Source organism: Odoribacter sp. N15.MGS-14 (assembly GCF_000980245.1).
Lineage (GTDB): Bacteria > Bacteroidota > Bacteroidia > Bacteroidales > Marinifilaceae > Odoribacter > Odoribacter splanchnicus.
Window position 1 is genome coordinate 19,418 of the sequence record NZ_LARE01000034.1, and the last position, 13,138, is coordinate 32,555.

Sequence of the window (13,138 nt, forward strand, 5' to 3'; positions counted from 1 at the left end):
ATTCAGAAAACCGCATTTTATTTATATCTTTCTTTCAACCCTTCCCTTATCCGGTGCGGAAGTGTCCCCTTTGCGGGCTGCGACCGCTAAAAGGATTCCCAATACCACTCCCAACAAGGCAGCACACAATACCCGCATATTGCCGGGCAACAGAAAAGTGATGGTATGAGCCGGGAACCAGAAGAAAGGGATGGTTTTCTTAAAGACAAATCCCCACAACACCTTCCAGTTCAAACTGCTCATGATCCCTCCCATATCCAGTGGTGTGAAGAAACCACGGAGTGTACCGCCGTGCATCAGAATATGGGTATCCGTAATTTTATGCAGCGTCATAAATACCGGAGCGAAAATGGTATTCATACTCACCGACACGGCAAAAGCCACCCCTACTTTAGCCCAACACAATCCCGGTGCATGAAAAACCGCCGGAGCCTCCTGCATGCCAAGGTATTGCAAAAATGCCGGAGTACCATTCGAAAAAATAACCATCGCCATATTAATGCCCATCCCCAATATCCCCCATACAAACATCCGGGGCAAAACCCCGAATCCTTTCCGGCAATACACGCCGGCACTAATCCGCAAGCCGATCATCTCTCCCAAAGTCGACAAGACGGCAAATTTCAGGAAACTCATGATCATGCCATGAGCCGCATTAAAAGCATGATACCATTCGTAAACAGGCCGGCAGATAAAAAAGGGTAGCAGCAAAACCGCTACCCCCAGTATAAAAATAAAGTCTTGTTTTTTCATTTTTCAATCCGGATACGGGCATCCACCGCCACCACATTTTCTTTATTACCGAGTAATGGATTCAGGTCCATCTCAAAAATTTCAGGAGCCACTTTCACTAACATGGACACCCTCGACACGGCTTCGGCGAATTTTTGTTCGTTCACCGGTTCTTGTCCCCGTACTCCCTGAATGATTTTATACGATTTCAAGCTACGGACCATATCCAAAGCTTCCGGTTGGGCAATCGGAGCCAAGCCTGCTTTCACATCTTTCAATACCTCGATAAAGATACCTCCTAATCCGCACAACACCATATGTCCGAATTTATCTTCCCGTTTAGCCCCGATAAACACTTCGGTCCCGGATAACTGCTGAGCCAGCATGACGGCATGCGTATCTTTGATCTGCATCATCCGACGGAATTCGCTGCGTACCGTCGCTTCGTCCCTTACGTTGAGGGTTACCCCACCGACATCGGATTTATGGACAGGTCCTACTACTTTCATCACTAACGGGAAACCGATCTGACGGGCCAGACCGACAATTTCTTCCTCTTTATCGGCCACACCTTCTTTCGCCCGGGCAATACCGGCAGCATCCAGCAATTCATGGATCTGTTCAGGTGACAGATAGCCGTTTTCAGCCTGATCGACGACTGCCCGGATCCGTTTCCGGTCTACTTCCGGCAATTCGGGCTCGGCAGGTTGCGGAGCAGGGGTACGGTATATTTTACACAAAGCATTACCAAAATTCACTTCATAAGGGAAGTAAACGCCACCTTTCCGTACAAACTCGTCGATTTCCTCTTTCACCACCATCGAAGAGGGGAATATGGGATAAATCGGTTTCGGGGAAGTAGCTATTTTTTCACGCAATACTTCATATACATCGAAAACGGGGAAAAGCCCGGGACTACCGAAGATCACTGCAATACCGTCGATATTATCGAAATCGCGATTACAGGCATCCAGGATAATTCCCAATTGTTCAGCTGTTCCCGTCGCTAAAAAGTCAATGGGATTACCTACAGAAGATCCGTTAAACAACTGTGCCAGCAATGCTTCAGCCTTCGGCCCTTCCAAATGAGGAATTTCCATTCCTCCATCCGACAAGGCATCTGTCAGCATTACGGCCGGTCCTCCGGCATGGGTTACGATAGCCATATTCTTTCCCCTCAATTCGGGATAGTTAAAAATAGCTGCCACCGTGGCCAGTTCATCCCGCCCGTTACACCGTACGATACCGGCTTTCCGGAATAAAGCTTCCACGGCTACATCCGAGCTGGCCAAAGCTCCGGTATGCGACGAAGCGGCACGGCTTCCGGCAGCGGAACCGCCTGATTTGATTGCAGCGATACGACAACCTTTCCGGATCAGTGAGGAAGCATGCTTCAATAATTTTTCCGGTTTATCGATACTCTCTACATACATCAATTTAATCCGTGAACTTGTCTCGGGATCGAAAGATTCGTCCCAATATTCCAGGACCTCTTCCACGCCTAACTGGGCAGAATTACCGACTGAAAATACACTCGAAAATTTTACACCTTTCTGCATACCGGCATCCATAATGAAAAGTGCCGTTGCTCCCGAGCCCGATACGAAATCTACTCCTTTCGGATCCAATTTCGGTATAGGGGTCGTGAATACCCCATTGTAGTTCGTTGTCAATACGCCGATACAATTCGGGCCGATCAAAGCTCCCCCGACAGAATCGATCGTTTCTACAATTTGTTTTTCCAATGCTTTCCCTTCTGCATTCTCTTCACTAAATCCGGCAGACAGAATGATAAATGCCCGGGTATTTTTTTGTTTCGCCAGCATCTCTACCGTCGACGGACAGAATTTGGCAGCGATGGCCAGGATAGCGCAATCCACTTCCGGCAAATCTTTCACGTCCCGGTAGGATTTGATACCTTGTACTTCATCCATTTTCGGATTCACCACATATAAACTCCCTTTAAAATGTCCATCGATCAAATTCTTCAATACCTTACCACCCGGTTTCTGAATATCGTCCGATCCTCCAACCACCACAATGCTGGAAGGATTTAGCAATTGTTTATTAATCATATCTTTCGAATTTTACTATAAAATTCACTATTCAATTTTATCAATTATATATTATTGAAAAACTTCAAAAATTCCCCTACTTTAGTGACCATATTTTTTGAGCCGGTATAAAAAGGTATCCGTTGGTGGATATTTTCAGGGGTCATGTCCAATATCCGGTTTCCGCCATCCGTAGCCAATCCTCCGGCTTGCTCGGCAATAAATGCAATCGGATTACATTCGTACAACAGACGCAGTTTTCCTGTCGGATGGCTATTGGTTTCGGGATAAATAAAAATACCTCCCTTCAATAAATTCCGGTGGAAATCGGCCACCAGAGAACCGATATAACGCGAAGTATAAGGACGCTTGGTTTTCTTATCGGTTTCCTGGCAATACTTTATATATTTTTTCACTCCCACCGGAAATTTCTCATAATTTCCTTCGTTTATAGAATAAATAAAACCATTTTCCGGTGTTTTAATATTCGGATGTGAAAGACAGAACTCCCCGATAGAAGGGTCCAGCGTAAAACCGTTCACTCCGTTGCCGGCCGTATATACCAACATCGTAGAAGAGCCATAAATAACGTAACCGGCAGCAACCTGGTCACAACCTTGCTGTAAAAAGTCATCGATATTCGCAACTTCGCCCAGCGGAGATTTGCGGCGGTAAACAGAAAAAATAGTACCGATAGAGACATTCACGTCGATATTCGAAGAGCCATCCAGCGGATCCATACAAAAGATATATTTCGCATCACGGCTCAATCCATCGTCAAAAACAATGATATCCTGATTTTCTTCTGAAGCAACACCGCAACATTCACCACTGGCTTTCAGTTCCGACAAAAAAGTCTCATTGGCATAAATGTCCAGTTTTTGCTGGTCTTCACCTTGTACATTCTCGGAGCCGGCACGCCCCAGAATATCCACTAAACCAGCCTTATTCACCTCCCGGTTGACTTTTTTGGCTGCAATACCTACGTGATGTAACAAACAAGAAAAACCCCCTGTTGCCTGAGGTACTCCTGCCTGCTGTTCAATAATAAACTGATTTAAGGTTGTAACTTTATTCATTGATTCTGATTCTATTTGTTATTAGATGCAAATATAAAATGATAAATCGTAATACACAAACGTTTTCATGAAATTAGTATTCCCTCAGAATCACAGATTTTTTGAAAATCAAATAAGTTTTCATTCAATCCGAATTGATTCCACATTATTATTCAATTTTAATATCTAAATTAGCGCCATGAATTAATTATCGTGTTTAAATTTAAACGCAATGAACGTATATAAGTTTGGTGGCGCTTCCGTTAAAGATGCCGAAGGTGTAAAAAATTTATTTAAAATCATCAATACCCAGCGGGAAAATTTAATCATTGTCGTATCGGCGATGGGAAAAATGACCGATGCCCTGGAAGTTTTGTGTAATTCTTATTTCGGGAAAACCGGTAATATTGCAGAGGTTTTTCAGCGCATTCAAGATTTCCATCAGCAGATTATCCGGGATCTTTTCGGTTCTGCCGACAGTGAAGTAAATGCCCGGGTAGAAGCCCTGTATCAGGAATTGGACACTATCCTAAAAAGTGATCCTTCCCTCTGTTACGATTATGAATACGACCGGATCATCTGTTTCGGTGAATTGCTCTCGACAACAATCATTGCCTCCTATCTCGAGAAACAAGGGCGAAAAGCCAAGTTTACCGATATCCGTAAATGTCTGATTACCGACCAAAACTACCGAAATGCTTGTGTAGATATCGAATTATCGGCTCAGTTGTGCCGGAAGACATTCAATTTTCAGGATACATTTATGTATATCACGCAGGGATTCATTGCCGGAACGACGACCAATCAAACGACCACCCTGGGGCGTGAAGGTTCGGACTATACCGCAGCCCTTTTGGCCAATTTGCTGGATGCCGAAGATGTTACCATTTGGAAAGACGTGCCCGGTATTATGAATGCCGATCCCAAAATATATGAAAATACAGAAATTATCAGTAAGCTATCCTATAAAGAAGCGATCGAACTATCGAACTGCGGAGCGAAAGTAATTCATCCGAAAACCATCAAACCGTTGCAAAATAAAGGGATTCCGTTATTCGTAAGATCTTTCCTTTACCCGGAAAGTCATGGTTCGGTGATCCGGGAATTGGACGAGAAATTGAAATTACCTCCGATTTATATCAATAAAGGAGATCAGTTATTACTGACTCTTTCCCCCCGGGATTTTTCTTTTATAGCAGAAGAAAAACTGAGCCGTATTTTCGCTACGTTAGCCAAATACAGACTCCGCCTTAACCTGATGCAAAATTCAGCAATCACATTCTCTTTTTGCATCGACTATAATGAAGCGATTTTTGAAAGTTTCATCGATGAACTCCATGACGAATACGAAGTACTCTACAACAAAAATGTGCGTTTACTGACGATTCGCCATTACAATGAAGACATCATCCAACAGCTGACCAGCCATAAAAATGTGTTGGTAGAACAACGCAGCCGTTTAACAGCCCGTTTTGTCGTAGCCGACAATTAAAACGATCCTGCCAATGAAAAAACTATCTATCATCATACCTGCTTATAATGAGGAACGTTCGATTTCCCAAATTCTCGGAAAAATACACCAGACCCGATTGATTGGAGAAACAGAAAAAGAGATCCTCATTATCGACGACGGTTCAAAAGATAGTACAGCTGAAAAATGCCGGCAATTCATGCAGGCCCACCCCGATCTGGATATACATTATCACCTCCAGCCTTTCAATCAGGGGAAAGGAGCAGCGTTGAGAACAGGCATAGCATTAGCGACAGGAGATTGGATCATCATTCAGGATGCAGACCTGGAATATGACCCCGAAGATTATAATCCTTTATTACAGTGGGTGATCGAAAACAATGCCAAAGTAGTCTATGGTTCCCGTTTCCTGAAACCTTCGAACAAACATTCTTACCTGCGTTTTTATTTAGGCGGGAGATTAGTCACTTTTGTCACGAATCTCTTATACGGCCAACATCTGACAGACGAACCGACCTGTTATAAATTCTTCGATGCACAATTTTTAAAATCCATTCCATTAAAATGCCAGGGCTTTGAATTTTGTCCGGAAGTAACGGCAAAAGTTTGTAAGAAAGGAATCAAAATCCACGAAATACCGATCAATTACTACCCGCGTAGCATCGCCGAAGGGAAAAAAATAAATTGGAAAGATGGCCTGGAAGCCATCTGGACTCTGTTAAAATATCGTTTTAAAAACTAACAGGATGGAGAAAAAAACAAATTATTCAATTCAGACGTTACTAGAGAGCCGTTCCTTTTTATATGTCTTATTACTCATCGTTACGATCTGTTTTGTGAGTACCTACACTAAGATTTACGATGTAAAACTGGATATGAACGGAGATAATATCCATTATTATGCTTTGGGAAAAGCGCTGGCAGAAGGCAAAGGATTTACCAATACCATTTCTTTTTCCGAAACTCCACATACTCATTTCCCACCGGGATATCCGGTTTTTGTCGCCGGAGTGATGAAATTCTTTCCGGATAATATCAATGCCGTAAAGATAGCAAACGGTATCTTGCTCTATGCCGCTATCTTGCTGCTTTTCTTTTTATTGAAAAAAATATCGGGAAGTATCATCGTTGCTTTCCTGACTTGTGTATTTTGTTCTATTCATGCAGAGATATTGCGGTATGCCACGATCATGATGAGTGAAATGCTTTTCCTGTTTTGTAGCGTGGCAGCAATCTTCCTGATGCTAAGCATAAAACCGGAACAACTTTTTACCAAAAAAGGGGTACGGGATACGATCTTACTCGTTCTTCTTCTGTTCCTGGTCAACTATATCTATTTTGTCCGGACTATGGGCACTTCGCTCATTCTGGCAATTATCATTTATAGCGGTATACTCTTTCTCAAACCGTGTTATGCCCTGTACAAAAATAGAAAAGCCCTGGAAGAATCCCCGTCCCGGAAAACTTCTTTCCAACAGCTACTGAGATACGGATTATTGTTCGTATTACTCGCCGGTTCGTTCTGGGGTACGAAAACGGCCTGGGACATACGGAACAAAAACGTCGGCAAAACAAGCAACGATTACATCAGTGACTTTATGAAAAAACCGAATGGACAAACGATGGCCAATTGGGACGACTGGAAAAACCGGATTACCGATAATTTCGGATCCTATCTGAACAAATGGCTGCCCAACGCCATTTTGAATACCCCCTATAATCTGAATGCCAAATCTTCCGGGGGAGAAATTTTCCGGGGGATGCTGATCGCATTTCTGATCATTTTCGGTCTCATCAAATTGCCCAAAGGCGGATTGCTCCTGTTTCTCTATTTGGGTGCAACCATGGCAGTCCTGCTCGTGTGGCCGGAACAATACGGCGGTCTTCGCTATTTCATCGCCGCTATTCCTTTTTTCATCTTCCTGTTTTTCTACGGTATAAATGCGGTGATTCTTTATCTGGGTAAACGCCGGAGAAAAAATATTCCGGTATTCTTACCGGCTGCCTGCATGATTATCTTTGCCCTGATTTTCATGTTTCCTGCCTATTCCCAGGCTTTGGTCGAAAAAAAGCAGCTGGCGAAATACAAAACCTGGAGTCCTGAAATTGCCGGAAATGCTTTTGCAGAATTTACGGCTGCCATGCAATGGTGCGGGAAAAATCTTCCCGATAGCGCACGGGTGATTTGCCGGAAACCGGAAATATTCTTTATGTACTCGGGAGGGAAAAAATGCGGTAGTTTTTCCCAATACGGAAAACCGGAAGATATCCTGCAACAGCTGATCGGTCAAAAAGCCACCCATGTCATCATCGACCATTGGTTTCGGCATGCCTACTATACGTTGTATCCGCTGATCTCGACACATTATCCGGAAAAATTCAAATTCGTCGGTAAGTTTGAAAGCCGGGGAGCCCAACAGGAACCCCCGACCCTCATTTTCGAATTTCATCCCGACTGGACTAAGCCTGAGACAAATGCACAATAATTTTATCTGATTATAAAAGAGAACTGTATCAATTTCCATTCAAAAATGATATATTTGCACTTTGTTTTTATAAAAGTGCACAACAAGGTGTGTCATTTACTATTGCAAATATAAAAATCACCTATAATGAACGAGAAATTTCCTGAATACAAAGGCCTGGATCTTTCTGAGGTAAACAAAGAGATATTAAAAACCTGGGAAGAAAACAAGACTTTCGAAATGAGTTTGAAGACACGGGAAGGTCACCCTTCATTCGTTTTCTATGAAGGTCCTCCTTCAGCGAACGGCATGCCCGGAATCCATCATGTGATGGCCAGAACCATTAAGGATGTCATTTGCCGTTATAAAACTCTGCAAGGATTTTTAGTAGAACGTAAAGCAGGCTGGGATACGCATGGTCTCCCTGTAGAACTCGGTGTAGAAAAAAAATTAGGAATCACCAAAGAGGCTATCGGTAAAACGATCAGCGTCGTGGAATATAACAAAGAATGTCGTGCAGATGTCATGAAATTCACTAAAGAATGGGAAGATCTGACAAAGCAAATGGGATATTGGGTAGACATGAAAAATCCCTATATCACTTATGACAACCGATATATCGAAACGTTATGGTATCTATTGAAGAAATTGTATGAAAAAGGATTTCTTTATAAAGGTTATACCATACAGCCTTATTCTCCGGCTGCGGGTACCGGTCTGAGTACACACGAACTGAACCAACCGGGATGTTACCGGGATGTAAAGGATACGACTTGTGTCGCCCAATTCAAGGTAATCCGGGACGAAAAATCCGAAAAGCTGTTTGCTGACAGCGAATCGGTATATATTCTGGCGTGGACAACTACACCCTGGACTTTGCCTTCCAATACCGCCCTGGCTGTAGGACCCAATATCACTTATTATGTCGTAAAGACTTATAATCCTTATACCTATCTTCCGGTGACCGTCATTTTGGCCAAAGACCGGTTCAGTGCCTATTTCAATCCCAAAGCCGAAAGTTTGGCCCTGGAAGATTATCAGGCAGGAGACAAATTGATTCCCTATCGGAAAGTCGGGGAATTCAAAGGTCCGGAACTCGAAGGTATCCGTTATGAACAGCTGATGCCCTGGATGTGTCCCGAAGGAGATGCGTTCCGGGTAATCCTCGGGGATTATGTGAGTACAGAAGACGGAACCGGCATCGTACATATCGCTCCGACTTTCGGTGCCGACGACGACCGGGTTGCCAAACAAGCCGGAATCGCTCCGATGTTATTGGTCGACAAAGACGGTAATAAACAACCGATGGTCGATAAACGCGGACGTCTTTTCGTTTTGGAAGAAATCGATCCCGAATTTGTAAAGAGCCATGTTAATACCGAACTTTACAGTGAATATGCCGGCCGGTTTGTCAAAAACGCTTATGACCCTCAACTGACTGAAGAAGATGCCACCCTCGACATCGACCTGTCCGTCATGCTGAAAAAAGAAAATAAAGCATTCAAGGTCGAGAAACACGAACACAATTATCCGCATTGCTGGCGTACCGATAAACCGGTATTGTACTATCCTTTGGATTCGTGGTTTATCAAAACTACCGCTGTACGTGAACGGATGATCGAGCTCAACAAGACTATCAACTGGAAACCGGCCAGTACGGGCGAAGGACGGTTTGGGAAGTGGCTGGAAAATCTGGTTGACTGGAACCTTTCGCGTTCACGTTACTGGGGCACTCCGCTCCCCATCTGGGTAAGTGAAGACGGCACAGAAAAAAAATGTATCGGTTCGGTAGCAGAACTAGTCGAAGAGATCGAAAAATCGATCCAGGCCGGCTTTATGCAGGAAAATCCTTATCAGGGATTTATTGCCGGTGATTATTCTAAAGAGAATTACGATAAAATAGATTTGCATCGTCCTTATGTCGACGACATCATTTTGGTGTCAGACAGCGGACAAAAAATGTACCGGGAAAAAGATCTGATCGACGTGTGGTTCGACTCAGGCGCTATGCCCTATGCTCAGCTTCATTATCCATTCGAACATCGCGAAGATATCGATCAGAAACTGCGCTTTCCGGCAGACTTTATCGCCGAAGGTGTCGATCAGACCCGGGGCTGGTTTTTCACCCTGCATGCCATCGCGACAATGGCTTTCGACTCGGTTGCCTTCAAGAACATCATTTCCAACGGGCTGGTATTAGATGCCAAGGGCAATAAAATGTCCAAACGGCTCGGGAATGCAGTAGATCCTTTTTCTACGATAGCCACTTATGGATCGGACCCATTGCGTTGGTATATGATTACTAACTCGCAGCCCTGGGATAACCTGAAGTTCGACATGGCAGGTATCGACGAGGTGAAACGTAAATTTTTCGGAACCCTCTACAATACCTACGGTTTCTTCGCTTTGTATGCCAATGTAGACCATTTCCGCTATGCAGAGGCAGAAGTCGCTATTGAAGAACGTCCCGAGATCGATCGTTGGATTCTGTCTTTACTGAATTCTCTGATCAAGGAAGTGACCGAAGCTTACGAAAAATACGAACCGACCAGGGCAGGCCGGGCTATTCAGGATTTCGTTATCGAAAATCTGTCCAACTGGTATGTACGTTTATCCCGGAAAAGATATTGGGGAGGTGAATACTCCCAGGATAAGATTTCCGCTTATCAGACGTTATATACTTGTCTGGAAACGATCGCTATTCTTTCGGCTCCGATCGCTCCGTTCTATATGGAAAAACTATTCGGTGACCTGAATAAAGTGACCGGACGGCATAGCGGAAGCGTACATTTAGCCGATTTCCCGAAAGCCGACGAAAAATTGATCGATAATGAACTCGAAGAGAGGATGGAACTTGCCCAACAAATCTCTTCTATGGTACTGGGCTTGAGGAGAAAAGTTCAACTTCGCGTGCGCCAACCGCTAAGCAAACTCATCATACCGATTCTGAACGATCATATGATCCGGCAACTGGACGCTGTGAAAAATATTATCCTCTCGGAAGTCAATGTTAAGGAAATCGAATACATCACCGATACGACAGGTGTTTTAGTCAAGAAAATCAAACCGAATTTCAAGACTTTGGGACCGAAATACGGTAAATATATGAAGCAAATTTCCACTTTGATCGCCGCAATGGAACAAAGTGATATTTTCGAGTTCGAGAAAAATGGCCGCTATCAACTGAATATCGGTACCGAATCGATCGATTTGAGCCTGGAAGATGTCGAAATATTGTCGGAAGATATCCCGGGTTGGTTAGTCGCCAACGAAGGACGCCTGACGGTAGCTTTAGATATCAACGTAACCAAAGAATTGAAAGAAGAAGGAATTGCCCGGGAATTGATCAACCGAATTCAGAATCTTCGGAAAGAAAGTAATTTTGATGTTACGGATAAAATCACGTTAGCTATCGGCCGGCACAAAGAGATAAACGAGGCTGTCGAAAATTTCTCGCAATACATTGCCAGTCAGGTATTAGCCGAGTATATCGAACTAACGGACGAGAAGGATGATAAAGCCAAGGATATCGAGATCGACGACATTCACACCTTTATCAAAATTGAAAGAATAAACTGAATGCCGAAACCGGCGAACAATCCCGCCGGTATTTCGTATGAAGAAACATCTGTAAAATTTTCAAATGTTGATGTTTTTTATTAATTTAGACAAAAACTTATAAGCTATGGCAGAGAAGACGAGATATTCGGATGAAGAGTTGCAGGAATTTAAGGAATTAATTCTGGAGAAACTCGATAAAGCAAGAAAAGATTATGACTTGCTGAAAGGTGTCATCTCGGGAAGTGACGGGAACGACATTGCGGACACTTGTCCTACATTCAAGGTACTGGAAGAAGGAGCCTCTGTTCTTTCTAAAGAAGAGGCCGGCCGTTTAGCTCAGAGACAGGCTAAGTTTATCGCCCATTTGGAAGCAGCCTTAATTCGGATCGAAAATAAAACGTATGGTATTTGCCGGGTAACAGGTAAGCTGATTTCGAAAGAAAGATTACGTGCTGTTCCTCATGCCACGTTAAGCATCGAGGCCAAAGAAGGGAAAGAGAACTGATCCAGTCCGGTCAGCGGATTTTCAGGTCTGATTAGCGGGCCCTTCGAACACTCTGATTGGCAAACGGCTTCCGGTTCTGATCAATAAATATGAATCAGGGTGTTCCGGTTATGCCAATCAGCTTTGTTCCAGTCAGTCTTTGAAAAGAATCTGATTATTTTTTCTCTTTTATTTACCGTTTCGGATTTGCAATTTTAAACTCTTAGTTCTTAATTCTAAACTCCTGGTTTTCATTATGAGTGTGCGGAATAAACTGGTGATTTTCATTATAGTCTTACTTGTTCTGGATCAAGCTGTAAAAATCTGGATCAAAACCCATATGATGATTGGGGAAGAATTCAGTGTCTTCGGAAACTGGTTCAAAATTCTTTTTATTGAAAATAACGGGATGGCTTTCGGAATGGAACTGGGAGATGGGAAATTCGGAAAGGCTGTGTTGAGTTTATTCCGCCTTGTGGCTGTTGCCGGTATCGGTTGGTATATCTTAAAACTTATCCGTGAAAAAGCCCCTTTAGGCGTACTGTTTTCTTTTGCCTTGATTTTTTGCGGGGCTATCGGAAATATTTTTGACAGTCTTTTCTACGGTATGATCTTTAACGATAGTCACTATCAGATTGCCAGCCTATTCCCTGAAGGCGGTGGTTACTCTTCTTTCCTGCACGGACGGGTTGTCGATATGTTATATTTTCCTTTAATAGAAGGTACGATCCCCGGTTGGGTACCCGTTTGGGGCGGTGAAGATTTTCTTTTCTTCCGTCCGGTATTCAACCTGGCCGATTCATATATCACGATCGGTGTGTTGATGTTAATCCTTTTTTACCGGAAATTTTTCGCTACGAAAAAATAATTTATTTTAAATCATTTTTCAAAGCACACTGAATCTTTGACTTGCCGTACTGTCATGCCGGCGAACTTTATAATGTTTTGCCAGAAAACAGAATAGCTAAAATCGAAAAATGACACCGCTATGGGACAAGAAAAAACGAATAGTACTGTCCGTATAGATATGCTTCACGGCGGAATCTTCCGCAAATTACTGCTATTTGCCTTGCCTCTGATCGCCAGCGGTATCCTGCAACAATCGTTCAATTCAGTAGATGTTGCTGTTGTCGGACAATTTGCCAGCAGTCAGGCTTTGGCGGCCGTCGGTAGCAATGGATTGGTCATCAGTTTGATTATCAATCTTTTTATCGGCATATCGATAGGCGCTAATGTAGTCATCGCCCATTATATCGGACGGCAAGATGAGAAAGGCATTAAAAATGCTATCTCCACGACGGCTATCATTGCCG

10 protein-coding genes are annotated in these 13,138 nt (G+C 43.4%); 7 read left to right on the forward strand and 3 right to left on the reverse strand.

Translation table 11 applies throughout. The annotated features are described in order from the left end of the window. Positions 1 to 21: 21 nt before the first annotated feature. Genes WS34_RS08780 through fbp form a run of 3 tightly spaced genes read right to left on the reverse strand, consistent with a single transcriptional unit; the run spans position 22 to position 3,865 of the window. Positions 22 to 753: a hypothetical protein gene (locus WS34_RS08780; protein ID WP_013612656.1), complete on the reverse strand. Its 732-nt coding sequence runs from the start codon at positions 751 to 753 to the stop codon at positions 22 to 24. Next, positions 750 to 2,807 (reverse strand): acetate--CoA ligase family protein, encoded by a 2,058-nt coding sequence (locus WS34_RS08785; RefSeq protein WP_046404354.1) that lies wholly within the window; start codon positions 2,805 to 2,807, stop codon positions 750 to 752. Before WS34_RS08785 ends, WS34_RS08780 begins: the two co-directional genes overlap by 4 nt. A 44-nt stretch (positions 2,808 to 2,851) precedes the next feature. Further along, on the reverse strand, positions 2,852 to 3,865 hold the full coding sequence (gene fbp, locus WS34_RS08790) for a class 1 fructose-bisphosphatase (RefSeq protein ID WP_013612658.1): 1,014 nt from the start codon (positions 3,863 to 3,865) through the stop codon (positions 2,852 to 2,854). A 211-nt stretch (positions 3,866 to 4,076) separates the two neighbouring features. Here fbp and WS34_RS08795 point away from each other — a divergent pair, with 211 nt between their 5' ends. From WS34_RS08795 to WS34_RS08825, 7 genes are all read left to right on the forward strand, one after another. Then, positions 4,077 to 5,336, forward strand: coding sequence for an aspartate kinase (locus WS34_RS08795; protein ID WP_022160775.1), 1,260 nt, complete (start codon positions 4,077 to 4,079; stop codon positions 5,334 to 5,336). Positions 5,337 to 5,349: 13 nt separating this feature from the next. Then, positions 5,350 to 6,057, forward strand: a complete 708-nt coding sequence (locus tag WS34_RS08800; RefSeq protein ID WP_013612660.1) for a glycosyltransferase family 2 protein — start codon at positions 5,350 to 5,352, stop codon at positions 6,055 to 6,057. 4 nt (positions 6,058 to 6,061) lie between these two features. Continuing rightward, positions 6,062 to 7,801: a hypothetical protein gene (locus WS34_RS08805; RefSeq protein WP_046404355.1), complete on the forward strand. Its 1,740-nt coding sequence runs from the start codon at positions 6,062 to 6,064 to the stop codon at positions 7,799 to 7,801. Positions 7,802 to 7,927: 126 nt separating this feature from the next. Then, positions 7,928 to 11,359, forward strand: coding sequence for an isoleucine--tRNA ligase (gene ileS / locus WS34_RS08810; RefSeq protein WP_046404357.1), 3,432 nt, complete (start codon positions 7,928 to 7,930; stop codon positions 11,357 to 11,359). 106 nt (positions 11,360 to 11,465) lie between these two features. Next, a complete protein-coding gene (locus tag WS34_RS08815; protein ID WP_013612663.1) occupies positions 11,466 to 11,846 on the forward strand; it encodes a TraR/DksA family transcriptional regulator in 381 nt (126 codons plus the stop codon). A gap of 235 nt (positions 11,847 to 12,081) precedes the next feature. Next, positions 12,082 to 12,693 carry a lipoprotein signal peptidase gene (locus WS34_RS08820; protein ID WP_013612664.1) on the forward strand — a complete coding sequence of 204 codons (612 nt, stop codon included), beginning with the start codon at positions 12,082 to 12,084 and terminating at the stop codon, positions 12,691 to 12,693. 120 nt (positions 12,694 to 12,813) lie between these two features. After that, positions 12,814 to 13,138 (forward strand): MATE family efflux transporter (locus tag WS34_RS08825; protein WP_046404358.1); only part of this gene is annotated, 325 nt, incomplete at its 3' end.

Bases quoted from the DNA above. Each gene is read 5' to 3' on its own strand.
- WS34_RS08780 (WP_013612656.1), bottom strand. From the start codon at position 753: ATGAAAAAACAAGACTTTATTTTTATACTGGGGGTAGCGGTTTTGCTG.
- WS34_RS08805 (WP_046404355.1), top strand. From the start codon at position 6,062: ATGGAGAAAAAAACAAATTATTCAATTCAGACGTTACTAGAGAGCCGT.
- fbp (WP_013612658.1), bottom strand. From the start codon at position 3,865: ATGAATAAAGTTACAACCTTAAATCAGTTTATTATTGAACAGCAGGCA.
- ileS (WP_046404357.1), top strand. From the start codon at position 7,928: ATGAACGAGAAATTTCCTGAATACAAAGGCCTGGATCTTTCTGAGGTA.
- WS34_RS08795 (WP_022160775.1), top strand. From the start codon at position 4,077: ATGAACGTATATAAGTTTGGTGGCGCTTCCGTTAAAGATGCCGAAGGT.
- WS34_RS08800 (WP_013612660.1), top strand. From the start codon at position 5,350: ATGAAAAAACTATCTATCATCATACCTGCTTATAATGAGGAACGTTCG.
- WS34_RS08785 (WP_046404354.1), bottom strand. From the start codon at position 2,807: ATGATTAATAAACAATTGCTAAATCCTTCCAGCATTGTGGTGGTTGGA.
- WS34_RS08815 (WP_013612663.1), top strand. From the start codon at position 11,466: ATGGCAGAGAAGACGAGATATTCGGATGAAGAGTTGCAGGAATTTAAG.
- WS34_RS08820 (WP_013612664.1), top strand. From the start codon at position 12,082: ATGAGTGTGCGGAATAAACTGGTGATTTTCATTATAGTCTTACTTGTT.